The following is a 21,653-nucleotide window of genomic DNA, read 5'->3' on the forward strand; positions in this document are numbered from 1 at the left end:
ATAGAATAAAGCTTTAGACAAGCAATCTGACCACGACTTTTAATCCGCCATACGAGGATGGCAGCAATTCCATTTGCCCATGATGTAGTTCGATAATTTTCCTACAAATGGATAAGCCTAAACCCGATCCCTGTGTCCTGGTTCCCAAAGCACGATAGAAACGTTCTCCAAGATGCTGCAAGATTTCAGGATGAATACCATCTCCCTCATTTTCAATAATAAGCTGCAAATATGAATCCCACTTATCTAAAGTGATATAGACACAACCTTTTTCTGGTGTATAGCGTATGGCATTGTCCAGCACATTACGAATACAGGTAAAAATTAACTGCTGATTGGCAAAAACCATATCGTCTTGTTCTGCCACTAAAAACTGTTGCTGAATCTGGATTACCCTTTGCTTGATAAATGGCGTCAGAGCCTGAATCGCCTCATCAATCACAGTGTGCAAAGCAAAATATGTCTTGGGCAAGTTCTCAGCATATTCAGGGTCTAAACGTGCCAGCAACAGCAAATTTTCCAGCGTTTGGGTCCCTCGACTAATATCCTGTTGCATTGCAGCAAAATCACTGGCGCGTTCTGGATATTTACGTTGTAAAAGCTGTAAACGCATCTGAATCGCAGATAAGGGCGAACGCAGTTCATGCGAGGCATCCGCAGTAAAACGCTGTTCGGCTTTTAGCGATTGTTCCAGACGTTGCAACAAGTGATTTAACTGCCCCAGCATAGGCTGCAATTCTTTAAATTCAATGCTGGAGGACTGGATTGGCGTTAGATAATCCGCATTTTTCTCCGAGATTTGATCGGATAATTGATGAATCGCCCTAAACTGCCGTTTGACCAGAAAATGCTGCATGATCCACTGCATCAGCCACAGCATGATCAGAATGAGAGAATAACCAGCAAAGCTATGCATCAATTCTTTAAAGCGATCACCTAAAGGTTGTAATAGCAATACCTGCATGTGGGATTGGTGATCTTCTGCCCGATAACTACGCCAGAGCTGTCGCTCCTGCCAGATAAAGCCATACTGATCATCACCTGTATTCAAGGTGTAATACTGTTGCTCAAGCTGAAAATCCTCGGACTGGGTCAGAATCTGTTGCTGGTAGCTCAGGCGATACTGGATATCAAACTGGTCACTTAATTCATCAATCTGCTGCCCTGATGTTGAGGTCAGATCAGCAATCAGCAGCATATCTGAAATCTCATCCATGATTTCATCCTGAACCTGCATGGTCTGATAGATTGAAATCACCACAAATAAAAGCAATGCCACACAACCTGCAATCACTGAACTAATCAATGAGGTTTTAATCAGCCTGCTTTGTAGCGACACCACTTTCATAAGCTTAATCCTGGTGCATCCGATAGCCTAAACCACGAATGGTTTTGATATATTGCCCGCCAATTTTTTTGCGAATCTGGTAGATATACACTTCGATGGCATTACTCTCAATTTCCTCGCCCCACGCATACAGTGATTCTTCCAGTTGCTCACGAGTCAGGATATGTTCTGGTTTTTGCATTAATTTATGTAAAATCTGAAATTCTTTTGCAGTCAGGTTGATGACTTGTCCCGCTTGTGTCAGGGTCTTGGCTTGCGGATCAAGCTGTAGATTGGCAAAAGTCAAATATTGGCCTGCCTGAGTCTGATGTTGCCGCAGTTGTGAGCGCACCCGTGCTGACAATTCTTCCAGATTAAACGGTTTGACCAGATAATCATTGGCACCTAAATCCAGCCCCTCCACCCGATCATGAATGGCATCTTTGGCGGTAATAAAAATGACGGGCGTATTGGAGTTTTGATGGCGAATGCTTTTTAGAATGTCATCCCCCGAAGCCTTGGGTAAACCACGATCTAGCAAGATACAATCATATTGATGCTGCTCAACTGCCAGTATCGCATGATCACCCCGTTCTACCCAGTCGACGCTATAGCCATCCAGTTCCAGCCAGTCCTTGATACTTTCTGCCTGAGAGGCATCATCCTCAGCCAATAAAATTCGCATAAAGCCATACTCGCATCTGATCCATCCACATCCATCATGCCTTTAAAATAAATCACATGCAAAAAAACCACATGATCATCATGTGGTTTTTTTGACAATATTGCAGTGATTAGAACTTCACTTGATCTACATCCACTTCTACACGCTTGGTCGGTTTATAGTCGATGTCGATTTCACCGATAACGGTTACAGGTGTTTTGGCAGAAACAGGCTGTCCTTGCCATAAATCATCATCAATATCGACCGTGATGCTGCCTGTCTGGTCACTAAACTGGTATTTCTCATCACCTGTTGCCTTGACCACATAACCTTTAAGCTGAACAGGCGTATCATCTTTTAAGGTCAATGCCTGTTTCACCGTAGTGATTTGTGTAGGCGCCAATGCCTGCTGATTGACTGCCGTCGTATTCGCAACCGCAAATGTTGTTGCACCGACCAAACCTGCAATTACAGCAACTTTAGAAAATACGTTCATTTTAATTTCCTCATCTTTGTTGATCATCTCGATGTAGTCATTAAAACAAAACAAGATGAGGTGAATCTTAGGTGATGAAAAAACTTAGCTTAATGGCACCACCCGAAGCACTTCTTCCAATGTGGTCATTCCCTCAATCACCTTACGCGCCCCTGCGATACGCAAAGGTTCAATGCCCTCTTTCTTAGCCTGTGCACGTAAATGATCCAGTGTGCCATTAGCACTAATGATGGATTTCAACTCCAGACTGACTGGCATAAACTCATAAATACCGACACGTCCCTTATAACCCGTTTGGCGACACACTTCACATCCGACAGCCTTATACATCGTGGTTGGCGTATCCATCATGTAGTCAAAAGTCAGGTGTTCCCATTCCTGCTCATTCATGGAAGTTTGCTGTTTGCAATGCGGACAAAGGCGACGCACCAGACGTTGTGCCAATACACCCAAAATTGTAGCTGCGGTCAGGAATGGCTGCACCCCCAGATCATGCAAACGGGTCAAACTGGATGGCGCATCATTGGTATGCAGGGTCGAAAGTACCAAATGTCCTGTCAGTGCCGCCTGAATCGCCATATTGGCGGTATCGTGGTCACGAATCTCCCCGACCATAATAATGTCAGGATCTTGACGCATGAGGGCACGCACACCATCGGCAAAACCCAGTTCAATATTGGGATTGACCTGCATCTGGTTAAAGCTGGGTTCCAGCATTTCAATCGGGTCTTCAATGGTACAGACATTGACCTGTTCAGTCGCCAGTTGCTTGAGTGATGAATATAGCGTGGTGGTTTTACCCGAACCTGTTGGCCCTGTCACCAGAATAATCCCATGACTATGCTGCGTCAGTTGCTGCCAGCTTTGTAATAAATGCCCCTCAAAACCCAACTGCTGAAAACTGCGTACCAGCACTTCTGGATCAAAAATACGCATCACCAGCTTTTCACCAAAGGCAGTTGGCAAAGTGGAGAGACGCAATTCGGTTTCCTGACCTTTTGGGGTACGGGTTTTTAGACGCCCATCCTGTGGCTTACGCTTTTCCGCCACATTCATCCGTCCCAGAATTTTAATACGGGAAATCACCGCAGTCAGCGTATTGGCAGGCATGTTGTAGATGGTATGCAACACCCCATCGATACGGAAACGCACCTTACCTTTGTCTTTTCGGGGTTCAAGGTGAATATCACTGGCCCCTTGTTCAAAGGCAAATTGCAGCACCCAGTCCACCAATTTGACAATATGCTGGTCATTGGCATCGGGATTCTGGGTATCGCCCAACTGTAACAAGGCCTCAACGCCTTTATTGTCACGATCAAAGGCACTGGTGTTTTGTGAGGAACTGACCGCACGGCTAACCTGATAATATTCCACCAGATAGCGTTGTAATTGCTCAGGATTCAGTAACACCCGTTCAATCTTTCTTGGCGCTAAACTGCGCTCCAGATTGTTCTGCCATTCCGTTAAAAAAGGCTGATCTGTCCCGATCAGAATCCGATCCGCATGTACTTCAACAGCCAGAATATGATTACGAACTGCGAATTCCTGTGACATAACACTGGTTAAAGCACTGACATCAGCTTTTAGCGGATCAATCACAAATAAGGGAACTTCGGCTTTTTCTGCTAACCACTGACATAAACGATTCAAGGTTAAGGTTGTAGCAGGATTGAGTTGATCCTTTAAATTAAAACTGGCAATCCACTGTAAGGGATGCCATTTCAACTGATCTTTTTGACGATGAGTGGTTTGAATAAACAGTTTATCCCGTTCCGTAATTCGCCCATCTTTTTGTAATTGTTCCAGACACCACGTTACATCAATCGAAAAAGAAAAACCTGCAAATTTTGTCTGCGCTTGCATAACCGTCAAATCCCTAAATTTATGATTTATATTTTTAACTTACCTGTTCCACAGCCGTCACTGTGACATTGCTTGCATCGACCTTAAAACGTACATTCAAGTCGGCAAAACACATGCCATAGACTCGTTCAGCATCTTCCTGATAGGCAGGACGAGGGTCTAAAGATAACACCTGTTCCAGTTCATCGAATACCTTTTTATTTAAAATAGCCTGCTTTAATAATTGCTGCTGTTGTGTTTGTGCAGTTTCTGTCCAGATCACTGATTTACGTACAGGTTCATCCTGAGCATAACCACTACTTGCATCTGGCACTGCATCCGAATACTGGATATAAGGTTTAATATCCAGAATCGGTGTGCCATGTAGTAAATCACTACCCATCACATAAAGCCGTACGCTTTTCCCTTGCTTTTCCACTCGTAAAAACTGCACCACGGATAGACCGATTGGCGATGGACGATACATGCTTCGGGTAGCAAACACTCCCATTTTCTGGTTCCCACCTAAGCGTGGTGGCCTCACCTGCGCACGAAATTTAACCACTTGGTTTGAAGCATTATCATTTTGTTTATTCTCATGAAACTGCCACAGCAACCATAAATGGCTAAACGCCTCGATCCCCTCAAATGCCAGAATATCGTTATAAGGTACCACCATCTCTATATAAGACTCGACCTGTACCAGATTTGGCTGACGCGGAATACCAAACTTTTCATGGTAGGGAGAATGCATGTAGCCGATAATCGGCATCTCAACTAAATTACTCATCACTTTTTCTTATAAACACAATTAAATATATTCAGTTTATCGAGAATGATTTTAGATTAGAATAGCAACCTGTTTCTTTTAACTGTGATCGAGACCTTGAATGGCTGCTTTTAACGTTGAACGCATTACTCATGTTCACCACTGGAATGACACACTTTTTAGTTTTAAAACAACACGTGACACCAGTCTACGTTTCAAAAATGGTCAATTCGTCATGATCGGTCTTGAAGTGAATGGCAAGCCGTTAATGCGTGCTTATTCGATTGCAAGCGCGAATTATGAAGAAGAACTGGAGTTCTTCTCAATTAAGGTACAAGACGGTCCATTGACTTCCATTTTACAAAAAGTACAGGTTGGCGATGAAATCCTGATTTCTAAAAAACCAACAGGGACGCTCGTACACGACGATTTATTACCAGGTAAAAATTTATACCTTTTATCTTCTGGTACAGGTCTTGCTCCTTTCCTTTCCCTGCTTCGTGATCCTGAAACTTACGAAAAGTTTGAGAAAGTGATCATGGTTCATGGTACACGCTATGTTTCAGAGCTTGCCTATCAGGATTTAATCCTGAATGAACTGCCAAACAATGAATTTTTTGAAGAACTGGGCATCAAGGATAAATTGGTTTATTACCCAACCGTAACCCGCGAGCCATTCCATACACAAGGTCGTGTCACCACTGCCATTGAAACTGGCGAACTGTTTGAAAAAATCGGTTTACCACGTTTTAACCGTGAGACAGACCGTGCCATGCTCTGCGGTAGCCCAGCTTTCCTGAAAGATGTGGCTGCCCTGCTAGACCAACATGGCCTGGTTGAATCACCACGTATGGGTGTTATGGGTGATTATGTTATTGAACGTGCTTTTGTAGAAAAATAACTTTTTCATGATGTACAAAAGAACGAACCGAGGTGAATACCTCGGTTTTTAATTTTTATTTAAAATATTATTAAGGATTTATTTATATTAATTTATACAAAATAGTTTATTTAGAAATACTGTATTTATTTAAAAATCAAGCCGCATCCAAAGCAATCAATCTTTCAATATAATACCAACACTCCTCAATTTTCGCATGGTCTTTATTTACTTTCGCATATGCCGTCATACCATCCAGAATATTAATATACATTGCTGTCAATACATACGGTTGAAACACTTTGGCTTTCTCAAACAGATTCTCTAGTAATCCCATCAACCATTCCCTATATTCTACAATCGGGCGAATAATCGATGGATATTGCTGCAATATCTCCAATGAAGCCTTTTGAAACATGCATCCATGAAAATCATCTGAATTAAACCAGGCTAAATGCCAAAAATAGACAGCCTTGATTTTACCCAAATAATCATCTCCTGCTTTCAGGCTAATTTCCTGCTCAATCGCTTCCTGAATACTCTTATTTCGTCGGGACAAACACTCCTCAATTAAGCTCTCTTTGGAGGGAAAGTACTTGTAGAACGTCATCTTGGCAACACCAGACTCACTGATAATTCGATCTACCCCGACAGAACTATAGCTATAGCAATTGAAGAGACGAAGAGCTGTTGCAATAATATCTTCTTTTTTAGACATTTTATTATCCTTTTTAAATTCTATCAAAAAGCTTAATATATTATTTAGACATAGTTTAAATGCTGGATAAATCTGGCAACTATGTATTGTTTATCTTATTTTAAGAGCATTTAAGAAAATATAAAACATTTCTTCACTGTCTCTGTTATTAAGTTAAGCAAAAATGAACATATAAACAAGATGATTTGTAAAAAAACTTTTCTAATTAAAAATTTTTTAAATATATCGTGAAATAGTTCACCTTTTATTTAAAGTTAAGTTAATTAATAACGTATATTATCATTTTTTAGCCTATTTAATAAATTGATTTCACAAAAAAATCATTTTATATTTAAATTATCCAATAAAAAGATGTTTGGTTGATCTAATTCGTTATATTCATAAACAACCAAAGAAATCGAACTAAATAATTGGAAAAGCAATAATATTTATTAATACATGAGTACAAGACTATGCCAAAAAAATTTGAAAATTTTGACAGCCCTAGACAGAATGCTATAGACGGAATGAAAAATAGTATTTCTGCTGAACTATGGAATAAGAACTTGAACTTTCTGAATACCCTGAGAGCAGAAATTTCAAATCATCCTGTTTCCAAACACCCTGCTATCCAGCTTTTAAATGATGGCTTAATTGACAAGGAAACGCTCAAGCATATCCATCTGGAATACCGTCATGCGATTGTTCAGGTATTTACCGATGCCCTGCTCATGGCACAGTTCCAGACCAAACAACTGGAACCTCGCCTTTTGTCTGGTTCCAAAATGTTCCCTCGTTTCCTACTCAACCTGAACATTCTTGATGAATTTGGCTTCCGCCCAGGCCTGGATCAAGAGGGTTATTATTCAGGCAATCCACAATATGCACACTATCCATTATTTGAAGATGTTCTCAATGACTTTGAACTTAGCCAATCAGAACGCAATGATTATCAGCCATCCATTATCGCGCAACGAGTACGCAGCTATTTAGAAGATTCCTTTGATCGTTATGAAGCCGTTTCTGCCCTGCTGGCGGTTGCTGAAGAAGAGGTAATTTTATTTAGCCCAGCACTGCGTCAGGCAACCCATGCAGTTGGTTTCGATGTGGATAGTGGTTACTACTATGTGCATGGTGTATCCCACGATGCAACAGCAGAAGCGGCTGATGATGACCATGAAGATGATTTATGGTTTGTATTGGCTCAGGCCTGTGAAGAATCAGACTATGACTCGATTCGCCAAATTTGTCTGGAATATTGTGATCTCTGGCAGCAGTTCTGGGATGAACAAATTGCAACCTATCAATACGAAACGTTTAAGAAACTTGCTTAACTTTATGACCTGCTCCATTGAGGAAAAGCGCCCGAGAGCGCTTTTCTTTTTCTTATAGACCAGTTGCTATTAATACAACAAAACTAAATAACAACGAGCCGAAAGATCTTTTACAATGTACATGAACTTCTTGTTCAACCTTTTGCGTATACTGCTCTAAGTTTTCCATAACCTAATGCTCATTTAATGTACTGCAACTACTAATTTGCCTAAACAATCTATTAAATGAAATTAGCAAAAAGTCGTAGATCATACTAGGACAATAGTTTAACCATATGGTCTAAATGTGACAAAATTCAGCACTTTCTAAAAAATAATCCTGAACCTGAATATTTTTATTCTATCCATTTAATTTTCAGATAAAAAAAGCTCACCAAAGTGAGCTTTTTTTCAAAAGATTTTATTAGTTCTGGGCAACTACGGTGATACCCGTTGCCTGAGGACCTTTTTTACCTTGAGCAACAGTAAATGATACGCGTTGTCCTTCATGAAGAACCTTGAAACCATTGCTTTGGATTTCACTGAAATGAGCAAATACATCTTGCCCAGAATCGGCATGAATAAAACCAAAACCTTTAGTTTCATTGAACCATTTAACTGTACCAGTCACAGAATTAGACATAAATTAACCTATATACAAAAATACTTTGGATGCTTAGCAGCAATTAACTGGAAATAATAAACTCTGAAACTAAATCTGATAAAACGAAAGGTTTGGCTAAACTACGAAATCTAAGATTTGCTGAATCAACAGTATTATTCTTCTAGTTATTATTTACTATACACGCTTTCTCTTAACACGCAATCAATATCTGTTCATATCGATATACAAAATTTGGATGCGGGGGCTGGATTTGAACCAACGACCTTCGGGTTATGAGCCCGACGAGCTACCAGACTGCTCCACCCCGCATTAGGGAGTTAGCGTTATACGCCCATAGGCTGGATAATGCAAACCATTTTTAGAAATTTCACTTAATTATTAAAATAATGCTTATTTTAAGTACAAATTCAACAATAAATCAGCTTAATAGCTAGTTCAATGTACTGCAGCCAGAATTTACATAAATGATTGTATGCTCAATAAAACAACTATTTTCTTATAATTCAAAATACTAAAAAATATTATGCAGTGGAAAGCCCGTTATGTAACAATATCGAAAGTTTTTTGATTTCTTTAGTGCCTCATGTCGCTGATTATTGGTATTGATCCTGGTTCACGTTTAACAGGGTATGGAATTATCGAAAAAGATGGTAATAAATTGCGTTTTGTTGATGCAGGAACCATTCGTACCGAAACACAAGCAATGCCTGAGCGTTTAAAACGCATTTTTGCGGGTGTTGAGCGGATTGTTAAATTTCATGGTCCAACTGAAGCTGCGGTCGAACAAGTGTTTATGGCACAAAACCCTGACTCTGCCTTAAAACTTGGTCAAGCACGTGGCGCTGCGATTGCAGCACTGGTGAATTTGGATTTAAATGTAGCGGAATATACTGCCCGTCAAATTAAACAGTCTGTGGTGGGCTATGGAGCCGCTGAAAAAGAACAGGTACAAATGATGGTAATGAAATTACTCAATCTTAGCATTCAACCACAAGCTGATGCTGCTGATGCACTTGCTGCTGCCATTTGTCATGCACATGCTTCAGGAAGTATGAGCAAAATGGCAGTGCTGAATGCGTTGGGAGGAATGGCACGAGGAAGAAGCCGTTCCAGTAGTAGACGGCGTTAAGATCTTCGCCTTAGCTATCGTGCAGCAATAAATCCTGTTTAAACTATGGTTTAGAAATATCACTATTTTCCATATATCGGCTTGGACTTACTCCCAAAACCCGATGAAACATCGTGCTAAATGCTGCTGGATTTTTGAAACCCAAATCATAAGCTATTCGCTGTATAGATTGCTTCTGGATGAGTTTTTCGAGACTTAACAAGATACAAGCTTGTTACCGCCATTTTGAAAAAGATAGGCCTACCTCACTTTTAAAAAGACGACTAAAATGCCGTTCACTTGTACATAGCTGGGTAGCGAATTGTTCTGGCGAAAAGTGAATATTTGGATTTTCTATAAACTTTTTACAAATCTCGAGCATCGCTTTATTTTCAGGCAAAGGTAAATGCAGGTCTACCGTCTCACAAATTTCCAGCTCACTTAGAATCAATTCAAAAATCAATTCATCGTGCCGAGAAAAAGGCTCATTCAACTCTGGCGCTTTCAAAAGCAATTGCCTGAGTAAAGGCGATATAGACAAGACTTCACAATATATTGTATGTCTGGGCACATACTCAGGAAGAATATACAGGCTACAGGTTTTGACATTAAACAATGTAAGTTGATGGGCAACTTCTGGTGGAATCCAGACTGCTCTCTCAGGTGGAATTATCCAGCTTCCTTGTGGTGTTTCTACATGAATTACGCCTTGCGCTCCATATAGTAATTGAGCACGCTTATGCGTATGCATGGCAAGGACATAATATTCATCATATTGTGTTTCTATCGCAATAATTTTATGTTTTAAATGCTCAACACTATGAATGGAAATCTGTTTCATGTACGTGTCTGATTTGAGTAATTAAAAGCGGAATATAACAAATTTTCATGTTTGAGAAAGTTCTAAACTCATCTTTCTTTTTCTAGATTAATCCTTATGGAACTTTATCTCATTTTACTTTTCTCTGGGCTTATCAGTGGCATATTAACTATATTATTTGGTTTTGGAGGGGGCTTTATTGTTGTCCCTTTGGTTTACGCTACAATTCGCCTGCATGCTACGGCTGACTCCTTAGCATATAGTATGGCATTCAAAAGTGCCGTTGCAACCTCGCTATTATTAATGATCCTTAATTCTGGGCTAGCAACGTATCAACAGTACCGACGTGGATTAATCCAAAAACAATATCTTTTCCCTATTGCTTACTGGATTGGTGCAGGTGCTATTTTGGGAACATTTATATCTCTACATACTCCACCAGTTCTCTTAAAATGGGCTTTCATCTCATATCTTTGCATGACTATTCTTGATTGTTTAGTACGTCAACTTAGAAAGCCAAAACCTCATCATTCTTCTACACGACTGCTTAATACAAAAGAACAAAGCCTAGGCGGTTTCTTGATTGGCAGTGTTGCTTCCGCGCTAGGCGTTGGCGGAAGTGTAATGACAGTACCCTTATTTCGTCGCTGTGGTTTGCAGATGTCCACATCAGTTGCTTTAGCAAACCCTTTAAGTATGCCTGTTGCACTTGCGGGTTGTTTCACTTTTGTGATGAGTCAAATCATTCAAACACAAAATTTAGGCGAGTATTTTATTGGATATTTTTATTACCCTGCTTTGATCTGCTTAATCATTGGCGGTGTTTTAGGTATGAAGATTGCTGTTCTCTGGTCTGGAATACTGTCGGATCAAATACATGAATGGGGATATATCACATTGTTAATCATTGTCATGGTCAGCATTTTTATAGCTTAATTCAAACCTGCTTGATTAAGGTTTAGATCTAATCAGATAAAATCCATGATTTATTTTTAAAAATAAGTGAGTTAATCAGCATTCACCACCTTATAAATCATTTTCCCCATTTCATGTGCCTGTAAACCTCTCATGCCATTCTCAGCGAGTAAGTCTCCTGCCTGTGCATGTAGACTCACAATTTCATGCAATGCGATCTGTTGATGAAACTGGGCCTTTAAACTGGCAATCATCCCTGCCAACACATCACCCATACCCCCTGTTCCCATCCCAGGATTACCCTGTGTACAGATAAATAGTTCATCTTCTAAAATCAGGCTACCTGCACCTTTCAATACCCATTGTCCTGCATATTTTTGTTGCAGTTGTTGAATTGCAGTGATTCGATCTTGTTCAATATCAGCAGGCTTGCAACCTAACAAAGTCGCAGCTTCACCTGAATGTGGTGTTGCATAGACATGCTGATTCAATTTTTGTGGATGCTTTGCCAGAAACCAAAGTCCATCCGCATCAAGCACGACCTCTAAATGCGAACTTTGATTGAGTGAATCAAACCATTGTTGATAAATCTGTTCAGCCCATTCATCTCGCCCCAACCCCATACCAAAACAGACAGTATCCACATGGTTTAATAAAGTTTGGATTCCACCTTGATCCAATACATTAATATCCCGCACCATAATGTTTGGTGAACGCGACAAAATCGCCTGATGGTGTTTGGCATGACAGACCACGCTGACTTTTCCAGCACCTGCATGAAAAGCGGCTTCGGCTGACATGATCACAGCTCCACCCATATCCGCATGACCACCCACCACCAGTACATGCCCATAACTGCCTTTATGACCAAAGGCCTGACGTTTAGGCAAAGCGATTTTTTCAGGGGAAAGATAGGCGATTGGTTTTAATTCCACATCAGTTGGAATCAGGCTGACTAAATGTAGCTGCCCGACATATTCCTTGCCTTGTCCAGTAAACAGCCCTGCCTTATATCCTAAAATGGTAAAGGTTTGATTTGCTTGAATTGCACAGGGTAAAGCCTGACCTGTATTGGCATGCAATCCACTAGGGATATCGATTGAAACTTTTAAACCAGTTTGTGCATTAAAACATGCAATAACAGTTTGCCAATGTTGATCAAGTACTCGGTTTAAACCAATGCCAAACAAGGCATCAATATGACAATCAACCTCTCCTAACCTCTCCTTAAAAAGGAGAGGAACTTCAGGGATTATATAAGGTATTGAATACGAGGAAGTCTCCACCCTATCAGGGGAGAGATTTAGAGGGGGGTATGGAAATCGTTGAATATTGACTTGATGCGCTTGTGCATATTCATAAGCTTGTTTTAAATCAGGTGATTGACCAAGTTCTGTTGCATAAACAGTCACATTAAATCCATGTTGTTTAAGAAAAGCCGCAATATAATAGCCATCACCCGCGTTATTACCCTGTCCGCACCATACCGCAATCGTTTTAATATGTTTTTGTTGAAACTGTTCAATCAATTGTCGGGATATTGTCCACGCCGCTTGCTGCATCAAGCCAAGTGATGAGTTTTGCTGTGCAAACCAGCGTTGCTCCCATACTTGAATACTTTGGCTATGATAAACAGGGCTATGGTAAACTGAACCTTGCATGTTTTCCCCTATTATTGGTTTATGGCTTCTACCACATCATCCGAGAAACTGTCTCAAAAAATCAGGCTACAACAGCTTGATCCTCAAGAGCTTAAAGCGTGGATAAAAGCACAGGCTTTGGCATTGGGTTTTTCTGATTGTGTCATTGCCAAACCAGATGCTCAAGATCAAATGCCACGTTTTAATGAATATTTAAAGCGTGGTTATCATGCAGATATGCACTATTTGGAAGAAAATCTGGAAAAACGTGCTGATCCAAAATTGCTCGTTCCTGGCACAAAAAGTATTATTTGTGTGCGAATGAACTATCTTGTGGCATCACCCAAGCCCCGTTATGTACCATTCGAACCAAATTCAGCCATTATTGCGCGTTATGCACGTGGACGTGATTATCATAAAATCATGCGTGGACGGCTTAAAACTCTGGCCACCAAAATCAGGGAAAAAGTGGGCGATTTTGAATCACGTCCTTTTGCCGACTCAGCTCCTATTTTTGAGAAATCTCTGGCTGAAAGTGCAGGTATGGGCTGGACAGGCAAACATACCCTACTCATCCATAAAAAATCAGGCTCTTTTTTTGTGTTAGGTGAATTATTTACTTCACTTGAACTGCCTTTTGATCAGCCTGCGACTGCACATTGCGGTTCATGTACCGCCTGTATCGACATTTGCCCAACCCAAGCGATTGTTGAACCCTATATGCTGGATGCCAGAAAATGTATTGCCTACTTAACCATTGAATATAAAGGCATCATTCCAGAAGAATTACGTTCAGGCATAGGTAACCGTATTTTTGGCTGTGATGACTGTCAGTTGATTTGTCCTTGGAATAGCTTTGCCAAAACTGCATCCATTCCAGATTTCGACCCAAGACATGGTTTAGACAACATCAGTTTACTGGATATCTGGCAATGGGATGAAGCGACTTTTCTTACCAATACTGAGGGCAGTCCAATACGCCGTACAGGTTACCAATCCTTTAAGCGTAATATTGCAATCGGTTTAGGAAATGCGCCATACTCGGCTGAAATCATAAGCCAATTGCAAGATGCAAAAATGTGGCACGATGAGATCGTCAATGTACATATTGACTGGGCAATCCAACAGCAATTGCAGCAGGCGACAATACATGGCATGGAAAAATGATGCTTTTTGCCCTTTGGCTTTGGCACGATTTCTGTATGATGAATCTCAGTGTTTGTAATCAATCATCATGGATATAACAATGACCTTACGTAATGACTGGACTCGTGATGAAATCCAAGCTTTATATAATCAACCCTTTCTAGACTTAGTATTTGAGGCGCAAGGCGTTCATCGTCAGCATTTTCAGGCAAACACCATTCAGGTCAGCACCCTGCTTTCAATCAAGACAGGTAAATGTCCAGAAGACTGTAAGTATTGCTCGCAATCGGCTCATTATGATTCAAAACTGGAAGCGGAAAAGCGGATTGCGGTGGATAAAGTCATTCGTGAAGCACAGGCAGCAAAAGAGTCTGGTTCTTCCCGTTTCTGTATGGGTGCGGCATGGCGCAACCCACATGAGCGTGACATGCCTTATGTACTGGAAATGGTTCGTGAAGTGAAAGCGTTAGGCATGGAAACCTGTATGACTTTGGGGATGCTAAACCAGTCTCAGGCAGAACGTTTAAAAAATGCAGGCCTGGATTATTACAATCACAATCTCGATACTTCCCGCGAATATTATTCACATATTATCAGCACCCGTACCTTTGATGACCGTTTGAATACGCTTGACCATGTGCGTCAGGCAGGTATGAAAGTCTGTAGTGGTGGGATTGTCGGTTTAGGCGAAAGCCGTAATGACCGTATTGGTTTACTGCATGAGCTTGCAACCATGCCTGTTCACCCTGAATCTGTGCCAATCAACATGCTGGTTCCAATTGAAGGTACACCACTTGCCGATGTTGAAAAGCTGGATGTCACTGAGTGGATTCGTACCATTGCGGTTGCACGTATCATTATGCCGCACAGTTACATTCGTTTATCTGCGGGTCGTGAGTCACTCAGCGATTCTGATCAGGCATTGGCATTTATGGCTGGGGCAAATTCACTGTTCTCTGGCGATAAGCTTCTGACCACACCAAATGCTGGTGAAGGCAAAGATCAGGTCTTGTTTGCCAAACTGGGTTTAACCGCAGAAAAGCCAAAACCAACTCTTGCAGAACTTTCCATTGATGCCATGAGCATGAGTGCATAAATGAAAAAGCCTTGTCATTTTAGACAAGGCTTTTTTCTATCGGCAAATTATCAGTAATTTACAATTAAACTTACACACCAGAACGAATCATGTAGTCAAAGGCGGACAGTGACGCCTTGGCTCCCTCACCCGTGGCAATGATGATTTGCTTGTACGGTACGGTGGTACAGTCACCCGCAGCAAATACACCCTTGACACTGGTTTCATTACGATCATTGATCACAACCTCACCACGGTTGCTCAACTCAACCGCACTGTTCTTCAGGAAATCGGTGTTTGGCAACAAACCAATCTGCACAAAGATCCCTGCAAGTTCCACCGTATGTTCAACCTCAGTGGCACGGTCCCTGTATTTCAATGCCGTTACCTGTGAACCATCACCAACCACTTCTGTGCTGAGTGCATTCAGGATCACGGTGGTGTTTGGCAGACTGTTTAGCTTGTCCTGCAATACCTGGTCGGCACGAAGCTTGGTGTCAAACTCGACCAAAGTTACGTGCTCCACAATCCCCGCAAGGTCAATTGCAGCCTCAACACCTGAGTTACCCCCACCAATCACCGCAACACGCTTGCCCTTGAACAGTGGGCCATCACAGTGCGGACAGTACGCAACACCACGGGTTCGGTATTCAGCCTCACCTGGCACATTCATTTCTCTCCAGCGCGCACCTGTTGAAAGGATGATGGTTTTCGATTCAAGCTTGGCACCATTTTCCAGCTCAACCTCAACCAGACCATTGGCGGTTTGATCCGCACCTGTGATCTTGCTGACCCGTTGCAGGTTCATGATGTCCACACCATATTCACGCACATGCGCTTCCATGTCCTGGGCAAACTTTGGACCTACAGTTTTTTGTACCGTGGTAAAGTTCTCAATATCCATGGTATCCATGACCTGACCACCAAAGCGTTCAGCCACGATGCCTGTTTTGATACCTTTACGTGCTGCATAGATTGCGGCTGTACCACCTGCAGGGCCACCACCAATCACCAGAACGTCAAACGCGTCTTTGGCATTGAGTTTGGCTGCATCTTTTTCGGCTGAGTTGGTGTCCAGTTTCGCTACGATTTCTTCCAAAGTCATACGGCCCTGACCGATATGTTCATTGTCCTGAAACACCATTGGTACCGCCAGGATTTTGCGTTCCTCCACTTCATGTTGAAAGAATGAACCATCAATCATGGTCGCGGTGGTGTTTGGATTGTTGATTGCAATCAGGTTCAATGCCTGCACCACATCTGGACAGTTATGGCAGCTTAAAGACACAAACACATCAAAGTTGGCGGTCAGGTTTAAACCCTTGATCTGGTTTAGCACTTCATCTGACACTTTCGGCGCATAGCCAGACACCTGCAACAATGCCAAGATCAGGGAAGTAAACTCATGTCCCATCGGCAGGCCAGCAAAGAACACACGCGGCTGTTCACCTGCCTTGGCAATACCGAAACTAGGACGGCGAGCGTTTGAACCGTCAAAACGCGCCGTAACCTGGTCAGAAAGTTCCGCAATTTCAGTCACAAGCTCTTTGATTTTTGCGGCTTTGTCAGAATCATCCAAGGCGGCAACCAACTCGATTGGACTTTCTAAACGTTCTAGGTAGGCTTTTAACTGGGTTTTAATATTTTGGTCTAACATGCAAATCTCCAAATTCTCAGCAGTTCAAGTCAGCTAAATTCATTTCATGGGGCTATAGTACGCAAAACCATTGAATAGGTAAAACAGTATGTTTTTATGAGTTCGATCGGATAAACCGAATTAAGACTTAATAAACATCAAGCTTTTGACTAATGCGTGCACGGCGATTTTTTAGATGCTTGGCGAGGATATATAGAATTGCACTCAAAGCTGCAACCAAAAGGACCATACCCCACAGAACCACATTTACAATTTGCGAAACACGCTCTGCCTGTTGCGCACGTAAATCCAGTGGTTGTGTCAAAGCGGTGATGCTTTTGCCATAAAGTTGCTGCTGCATGCCCCATAACTGCTCAGGTTTAAAGCCATATTCTTTAAACTGAACTGTGTTATTCTTTTCAGCATCAATTAATTGATTAACATAAATATTTGCTGTCTTTCGATCAACGGGCTGATGTAGTAAAGCGACTTGGGCCAACACATAAGCTTTTTCTGTTGATGAAATATTAGCTTGCTGTAGGTCCTGCGCAATCTGGCTTTCAACGATATTGTTCTCATAGCTCATCCATTGCTGATAAGCCTGCTTGGTTTCATCTTTCCAGTCATATTGCAAATAACTCAAACCTGACCACAGCAGAATAAAGGCAATGACCCATGCTAAAATTCGCTGGGTCCATGCCTGAAAGCGACGCTGAAAGAATCTAAGCTTTTTCGCCCAACTGACTAGTAAAAATGCGCCAATAAATGAGACAAATATTTTAAGGAACAGCCAGCCAAACCAAGACAGCAAATTAAAGAAATAATCAACAGGCTGTTTAAAAGGAACGAGTTCCTGCACATGATAGGGCAAATCCAGCGCCTGAACATGCACGGAAAGATCAAAGAAACGATAGATAAACTCTTTTTGCAAAAACAGGGATGCAATGATGACAACCGCCAATGTGCTGGTCAGGAAAAACCAGATCATCAGGTTACGTTGGCGTTTCTTTAAAATATCTAAACGCTGATCAATCGGCTGTACACTCAAATCGTCTATCGGCGACAATGATCTTTCCTCTCAATATTACTAATTCAGGTTTTTCGGGGGATTCTGACCGCTATTTTCAAGAACCAAATGATTCAAACTATCCTGTAATGCACGTAAACGTGTGGTTGCTTCAGCACGTTTCTGCATCCCTTCTTTCTGGATTTGAATCACGTCGTTTACTGTTTTAATGAGGGTATTTTGTACATGTTCAAGGGTTTCCACATCAATGACTGAACGTTGATTCGCTTTGGCCGTATCGACTGAGTTCTGATGCAATAGTTCAGCATTACGGCGCAGTAATTCATTGGTGGTATCATCAATGGCCTTGGCAAGTTGTACACTATTCTTCTGCTCCTGCAATGAAATCGCCAAACTAATCTGGTTTTTCCATGCAGGCAAGGTAATGTTTTTGATCGCATAGAACTTATCCACCAACATTAGGTTATTTGACTGGATAATGCGAATCATGGGCAAGGTTTGCATCGCAGATTGCTGTAGAACCTGTAAATCACTGACTCTTTTCTCAAGGTTATTGGCCAAGTGATTCAGGTCATAAATCTGCTGTGTGGTTTGCTGATCCTGTTCTTGCGTGGTTAAGCTTGAAATTTGCAGCTGGATGTCCTGCTGTTTCAACTGCCCCGCAGCAATATAAACACCAAGTTGTTTATATTCATCCTGAACTGCATCAAACATCTTGTCGAGTGTCCCTACTCGTGCCTTAAGACCCGATTGCGAGCTTTCAATCTCTTTCACCAAAACATCAATCTGCTCTTTGGTGGTATTAAAATGCTGGTCAAAACTTTGCTTGGCATTCTTAAACCTACTCAACAAACCACCCAAAAAGCCTGAGCTTTTTGATTTGTTCAAAATACTGGAAGTATTGAGTTGCTGCGCGACCTGAACCACTTCATTGAGCTTTTGGCCTGTTGTATCAAGGTCTTTGTTTTGAACCAAACCCAACAACTCATCTGTATAGGTTGATGTTTTATTGGCAATGTTTTTACCGTATTCGGCCACCACAGTGGTACTGATGTCTGCAAGTTCTTTATGCGCATCCATAACCTCGGCAAAGTCCTGTGGCTGCAAGCCCAACTCTTTTAGGTTAAGTTGTTCAAAACGCTGCTCCTGCCTAATTTTAAGTTCGCTGGATGATTTTATAAGTTCTGAATCTGACATGATATTCCCCTCTTATTTCTGTAATGATTTTTTCAGATTTTGGATTAAATCTTCTCGGCTTTTGTCCAACTGCTCAATGGTCTTTGATGAGTTGGACTCACGACTTTGCTCTAGATGATAACGCCACGCTGGAATCAACACCTGCTGCGCCTCTTTAAAACGGTCTAAAAGGCTAAAAGATAAATGCTGTGACAATTGCATCTGTTTCATTGCAATGTCATTGCTGGTCTGTAAAGTTTGTAATGTATTGATCTTTTTAGATAGACGCTCAACGAAATGATCAAGTACCTGCTGTTTACTAAACTGGGGATATTCTTTTAAAAACTCATCAGCAGCCTGTATATACGCCGCCATCTGTTCCCTTAAACCCAGAGCCTGCTGCAAACGTGACTGCGATTTCTGAATCTCAACCTGTAGCTTTTGGCTTAAGTGGTTTGCCTCACTGATTAAACGATCCAGGTCTTTGACATATTTGACCTGTCCAGCATCATATTCAACATCAATCCCCAGCCATTTTTGCAGTGCATTAAATTTTCGCCCGCCCACATAATTTTTTGAGCGTGATAGTTGCTGAACAATCTGGGTAATCACTTCACTGAGCTGCTGGTTTAGCTTTGGATCAACACCATTCAACAAGACACTTTGCGCCTGCACCAAATGATCTGCATAATGATTTAAACGATGGGGATCACTGAGTAAAGGCAATAGATCATTGCGCTTAATCGCCAGAATATGTTCTTGATTCAGTTCAAGTTGCCATAAAGGGGTTAAGTCGAGCGGTATAGTCATAGAAGTAAAAAATAGTAAGAACAAATAAATTTGATCGCTATTAGTTGTAGCATGTTCTTACTATTTCGCATACTTAAATGTTGTTATGATTTTTAAGCATTTCACTTTATCATTTTTAAAAACTTATGATTTTTGCGGAAGCGCATAGGTCCCAATCACATGCGCCACTGGTTCCTCATCACCTACAGAATATAACCATACTTCCCCTGTCACCAAGGTTCTGCCAACTTTAATCAACTTGCAGACTGCCCTGATATCCCGTGTCCCATCTGGCCTGCGAAAGAAATTGATATTCATGTTGGTGGTGACCGCCATTTTAACCAATCCCAAATGTCCAATAATTGCCACATACAGCACAAAGTCTGCCACCAGCATCAGGGTTGGCCCAGACACAGTCTGACCAGGACGCAGGTCATCCTGATCCACCCGATACAACAATTGTGCACCTTTAGGGGTAATCTCTTCAATCGTGTTCTTTCTAAGTGCCTGTGAAAATTCCTGAGCCAGAAACTCAATGATTTCCTGTTTATTCGCTGCCATATCTCTCAAAACCTATAATGCTACAACCTATCATCCATTTCAGCATTTATACTCAAGAAACAGGAAGCAACCTACTTCTCTTGAACAAAAACAAGGATCATCAATTTTTAATCTGCTTTTGCTGAAAGCTCATTCAACACTTGCCAATAAGTTGGTGGTTCAGAAACATGACCACGCTCACGTAACATCTGGTGCATTCTTGGCAACTTAAAATAAGGCACTGCCGCCATCAAATGGTGCTCTTTATGATAGTTGACATGAATCGGCGCAACTAAAGCCCTTGCGATATAACCTGCTTTAGTCGTGCGAGTATTGGTTAAAGCACTGTTACTGGTTTCCATTCCTGCATGTTCAGCCATGGAACGAACACGTAGCAACAGTGGGAACGGCGTTACATAGGCCAATACCCAAAGCGCATAGAGTTTGGGATGTCCTGCTGCCCAAAGTGCCGAAAATAAAGCGGTATTGGTGACAATGGCCCCACCGCTATTTTTTATAAATGCCTTTGGATAATCAGACCATTGCCGTCCCTCTTGAGCAATCCAGCGACGGTCATTGGAAACCGTCCATTCCATTTTCTCAACGTCCATCAACACACGCCCAAGCGCAAATTTAAAACCAGTCACACCCGATAAATCACGCATGAATTTACGCATGAGGGATTTTTTAGAGGTTGGAAACCCTGCGACAAGTGATAAATCTGGATCATCCACTGTTGATGTTTTACTGTGATGGCGGAGATGATGCTTACGGTATTTATGTAGGTCATTCCAGACTGGGCGGGCACACAACCAGTCGGTTAAGGTATCGTTGAGCCATTTGGTTTTAAACAGGCTTTGATGTGAAGCATCATGCGTAAGGATAGCCAATGCCAATTGACGGCCAGCCAGAATAACCAAAGCTACAATACATATTAGCAACTTGCCCCAGTTTGGCAAATATTCCCAAAAGCCAGCAACAGTGGCAAAGGTTCCACCAATCACCGCCCAGGTTGACAAAACAGCCCAGCTACCATGCAGATCCGATTTGGCAGTCAATTCCGTGATTTCTTCCCGTGTGAACAAATCACTAATAGCCGTACGTGTGTTCATATCCTATCCTGCAATTTTTGTATTTTTATAAAACTACATAACTATTCACTTTATTC

General features: G+C 41.6%; 20 protein-coding genes, 1 tRNA gene and 1 pseudogene. 6 read left to right on the forward strand and 16 right to left on the reverse strand.

Features of this window, described 5'->3' with window-relative positions; translation table 11 throughout:
• Positions 1–13 precede the first annotated feature (13 nt).
• The 5 genes from QLH32_RS03095 to tsaA all read right to left on the reverse strand — a co-directional run bounded on the left by QLH32_RS03095 (position 14) and on the right by tsaA (position 5,119).
• Entirely contained in the window at positions 14–1,348 is a 1,335-nt protein-coding gene (locus QLH32_RS03095) for a sensor histidine kinase (RefSeq protein WP_283268028.1), read from the reverse strand.
• Positions 1,349–1,352: 4 nt separating this feature from the next.
• Positions 1,353–2,012: a response regulator transcription factor gene (locus QLH32_RS03100; protein WP_279960411.1), complete on the reverse strand. Its 660-nt coding sequence runs from the start codon at positions 2,010–2,012 to the stop codon at positions 1,353–1,355.
• Between the two features lie 109 nt (positions 2,013–2,121).
• Positions 2,122–2,487, reverse strand: a complete 366-nt coding sequence (locus tag QLH32_RS03105; protein WP_283268029.1) for a NirD/YgiW/YdeI family stress tolerance protein — start codon at positions 2,485–2,487, stop codon at positions 2,122–2,124.
• Between the two features lie 84 nt (positions 2,488–2,571).
• Positions 2,572–4,350 (reverse strand): type IV pilus assembly ATPase TfpB, encoded by a 1,779-nt coding sequence (gene tfpB, locus QLH32_RS03110; RefSeq protein WP_283268030.1) that lies wholly within the window; start codon positions 4,348–4,350, stop codon positions 2,572–2,574.
• A 34-nt stretch (positions 4,351–4,384) separates the two neighbouring features.
• Entirely contained in the window at positions 4,385–5,119 is a 735-nt protein-coding gene (tsaA, locus tag QLH32_RS03115; protein ID WP_283268031.1) for a tRNA (N6-threonylcarbamoyladenosine(37)-N6)-methyltransferase TrmO, read from the reverse strand.
• A gap of 100 nt (positions 5,120–5,219) precedes the next feature.
• On the opposite strand from tsaA, the gene QLH32_RS03120 reads away from it, so the two are divergent.
• The gene (locus tag QLH32_RS03120) at positions 5,220–5,999 is read left to right on the forward strand and encodes a ferredoxin--NADP reductase (protein ID WP_004679719.1); all 780 of its coding nucleotides are present in this window, start codon (positions 5,220–5,222) and stop codon (positions 5,997–5,999) included.
• A gap of 136 nt (positions 6,000–6,135) precedes the next feature.
• Here the strand turns inward: QLH32_RS03120 and QLH32_RS03125 are convergent, their stop codons facing one another.
• Entirely contained in the window at positions 6,136–6,696 is a 561-nt protein-coding gene (locus tag QLH32_RS03125; RefSeq protein ID WP_283268032.1) for a TetR/AcrR family transcriptional regulator, read from the reverse strand.
• Between the two features lie 452 nt (positions 6,697–7,148).
• Here QLH32_RS03125 and QLH32_RS03130 point away from each other — a divergent pair, with 452 nt between their 5' ends.
• Entirely contained in the window at positions 7,149–8,009 is an 861-nt protein-coding gene (locus QLH32_RS03130) for a hypothetical protein (RefSeq protein WP_279960406.1), read from the forward strand.
• Between the two features lie 403 nt (positions 8,010–8,412).
• Here the strand turns inward: QLH32_RS03130 and QLH32_RS03135 are convergent, their stop codons facing one another.
• Both QLH32_RS03135 and QLH32_RS03140 read right to left on the reverse strand, forming a co-directional pair.
• A complete protein-coding gene (locus QLH32_RS03135) occupies positions 8,413–8,631 on the reverse strand; it encodes a cold-shock protein (protein WP_004679548.1) in 219 nt (72 codons plus the stop codon).
• A 214-nt stretch (positions 8,632–8,845) separates the two neighbouring features.
• Positions 8,846–8,922: transfer RNA gene (locus QLH32_RS03140), tRNA-Met, on the reverse strand.
• A gap of 274 nt (positions 8,923–9,196) precedes the next feature.
• Between QLH32_RS03140 and ruvC the strand changes: the two genes are divergently transcribed.
• Positions 9,197–9,742, forward strand: a complete 546-nt coding sequence (gene ruvC, locus QLH32_RS03145) for a crossover junction endodeoxyribonuclease RuvC (protein WP_283268034.1) — start codon at positions 9,197–9,199, stop codon at positions 9,740–9,742.
• A 43-nt stretch (positions 9,743–9,785) separates the two neighbouring features.
• Here ruvC and QLH32_RS03155 read toward each other — a convergent pair.
• Positions 9,786–10,562 (reverse strand): annotated as a pseudogene (locus QLH32_RS03155) (AraC family transcriptional regulator).
• A 96-nt stretch (positions 10,563–10,658) separates the two neighbouring features.
• Between QLH32_RS03155 and QLH32_RS03160 the strand changes: the two are divergent.
• Positions 10,659–11,477, forward strand: a complete 819-nt coding sequence (locus tag QLH32_RS03160; RefSeq protein ID WP_283268037.1) for a sulfite exporter TauE/SafE family protein — start codon at positions 10,659–10,661, stop codon at positions 11,475–11,477.
• Positions 11,478–11,548: 71 nt separating this feature from the next.
• On the opposite strand, the gene QLH32_RS03165 is transcribed toward QLH32_RS03160, so the two are convergent.
• On the reverse strand, positions 11,549–13,117 hold the full coding sequence (locus tag QLH32_RS03165; protein ID WP_283268038.1) for an NAD(P)H-hydrate dehydratase: 1,569 nt from the start codon (positions 13,115–13,117) through the stop codon (positions 11,549–11,551).
• A 21-nt stretch (positions 13,118–13,138) separates the two neighbouring features.
• Here QLH32_RS03165 and queG point away from each other — a divergent pair, with 21 nt between their 5' ends.
• On the forward strand, positions 13,139–14,263 hold the full coding sequence (gene queG / locus QLH32_RS03170; protein WP_283268039.1) for a tRNA epoxyqueuosine(34) reductase QueG: 1,125 nt from the start codon (positions 13,139–13,141) through the stop codon (positions 14,261–14,263).
• Between the two features lie 79 nt (positions 14,264–14,342).
• Complete coding sequence (bioB, locus tag QLH32_RS03175) at positions 14,343–15,338, forward strand: biotin synthase BioB (RefSeq protein WP_283268041.1); 996 nt, start codon at positions 14,343–14,345, stop codon at positions 15,336–15,338.
• Positions 15,339–15,408: 70 nt separating this feature from the next.
• Here the strand turns inward: bioB and ahpF are convergent, their stop codons facing one another.
• From ahpF to QLH32_RS03205, 6 genes are all read right to left on the reverse strand, one after another.
• Positions 15,409–16,974 (reverse strand): alkyl hydroperoxide reductase subunit F, encoded by a 1,566-nt coding sequence (ahpF, locus tag QLH32_RS03180; RefSeq protein WP_283268042.1) that lies wholly within the window; start codon positions 16,972–16,974, stop codon positions 15,409–15,411.
• Positions 16,975–17,101: 127 nt separating this feature from the next.
• Positions 17,102–18,019: a hypothetical protein gene (locus QLH32_RS03185; protein WP_283268044.1), complete on the reverse strand. Its 918-nt coding sequence runs from the start codon at positions 18,017–18,019 to the stop codon at positions 17,102–17,104.
• A gap of 21 nt (positions 18,020–18,040) precedes the next feature.
• Positions 18,041–19,177 (reverse strand): toxic anion resistance protein, encoded by a 1,137-nt coding sequence (locus QLH32_RS03190; protein ID WP_283268045.1) that lies wholly within the window; start codon positions 19,175–19,177, stop codon positions 18,041–18,043.
• Positions 19,178–19,189: 12 nt separating this feature from the next.
• On the reverse strand, positions 19,190–19,966 hold the full coding sequence (locus QLH32_RS03195) for a tellurium resistance protein (RefSeq protein ID WP_283268046.1): 777 nt from the start codon (positions 19,964–19,966) through the stop codon (positions 19,190–19,192).
• A gap of 123 nt (positions 19,967–20,089) precedes the next feature.
• On the reverse strand, positions 20,090–20,506 hold the full coding sequence (locus QLH32_RS03200) for a PaaI family thioesterase (RefSeq protein ID WP_279958798.1): 417 nt from the start codon (positions 20,504–20,506) through the stop codon (positions 20,090–20,092).
• A 107-nt stretch (positions 20,507–20,613) separates the two neighbouring features.
• Positions 20,614–21,597: a fatty acid desaturase family protein gene (locus QLH32_RS03205; RefSeq protein ID WP_283268047.1), complete on the reverse strand. Its 984-nt coding sequence runs from the start codon at positions 21,595–21,597 to the stop codon at positions 20,614–20,616.
• Positions 21,598–21,653 lie beyond the last annotated feature (56 nt).

Origin of the sequence: Acinetobacter corruptisaponis, from assembly GCF_030053775.1 — a bacterium.
Taxonomy (GTDB): domain Bacteria; phylum Pseudomonadota; class Gammaproteobacteria; order Pseudomonadales; family Moraxellaceae; genus Acinetobacter; species Acinetobacter corruptisaponis.

Coding starts and splice junctions, on each gene's coding strand:
- QLH32_RS03165 (WP_283268038.1), bottom strand. CDS start 13,117: ATGCAAGGTTCAGTTTACCATAGCCCTGTTTATCATAGCCAAAGTATT.
- QLH32_RS03105 (WP_283268029.1), bottom strand. CDS start 2,487: ATGAACGTATTTTCTAAAGTTGCTGTAATTGCAGGTTTGGTCGGTGCA.
- QLH32_RS03190 (WP_283268045.1), bottom strand. CDS start 19,177: ATGTCAGATTCAGAACTTATAAAATCATCCAGCGAACTTAAAATTAGG.
- ruvC (WP_283268034.1), top strand. CDS start 9,197: ATGTCGCTGATTATTGGTATTGATCCTGGTTCACGTTTAACAGGGTAT.
- QLH32_RS03095 (WP_283268028.1), bottom strand. CDS start 1,348: ATGAAAGTGGTGTCGCTACAAAGCAGGCTGATTAAAACCTCATTGATT.
- bioB (WP_283268041.1), top strand. CDS start 14,343: ATGACCTTACGTAATGACTGGACTCGTGATGAAATCCAAGCTTTATAT.
- queG (WP_283268039.1), top strand. CDS start 13,139: ATGGCTTCTACCACATCATCCGAGAAACTGTCTCAAAAAATCAGGCTA.
- QLH32_RS03125 (WP_283268032.1), bottom strand. CDS start 6,696: ATGTCTAAAAAAGAAGATATTATTGCAACAGCTCTTCGTCTCTTCAAT.
- QLH32_RS03205 (WP_283268047.1), bottom strand. CDS start 21,597: ATGAACACACGTACGGCTATTAGTGATTTGTTCACACGGGAAGAAATC.
- QLH32_RS03195 (WP_283268046.1), bottom strand. CDS start 19,966: ATGACTATACCGCTCGACTTAACCCCTTTATGGCAACTTGAACTGAAT.
- QLH32_RS03100 (WP_279960411.1), bottom strand. CDS start 2,012: ATGCGAATTTTATTGGCTGAGGATGATGCCTCTCAGGCAGAAAGTATC.
- QLH32_RS03120 (WP_004679719.1), top strand. CDS start 5,220: ATGGCTGCTTTTAACGTTGAACGCATTACTCATGTTCACCACTGGAAT.
- ahpF (WP_283268042.1), bottom strand. CDS start 16,974: ATGTTAGACCAAAATATTAAAACCCAGTTAAAAGCCTACCTAGAACGT.
- QLH32_RS03160 (WP_283268037.1), top strand. CDS start 10,659: ATGGAACTTTATCTCATTTTACTTTTCTCTGGGCTTATCAGTGGCATA.
- QLH32_RS03135 (WP_004679548.1), bottom strand. CDS start 8,631: ATGTCTAATTCTGTGACTGGTACAGTTAAATGGTTCAATGAAACTAAA.
- tfpB (WP_283268030.1), bottom strand. CDS start 4,350: ATGCAAGCGCAGACAAAATTTGCAGGTTTTTCTTTTTCGATTGATGTA.
- QLH32_RS03200 (WP_279958798.1), bottom strand. CDS start 20,506: ATGGCAGCGAATAAACAGGAAATCATTGAGTTTCTGGCTCAGGAATTT.
- tsaA (WP_283268031.1), bottom strand. CDS start 5,119: ATGAGTAATTTAGTTGAGATGCCGATTATCGGCTACATGCATTCTCCC.
- QLH32_RS03130 (WP_279960406.1), top strand. CDS start 7,149: ATGCCAAAAAAATTTGAAAATTTTGACAGCCCTAGACAGAATGCTATA.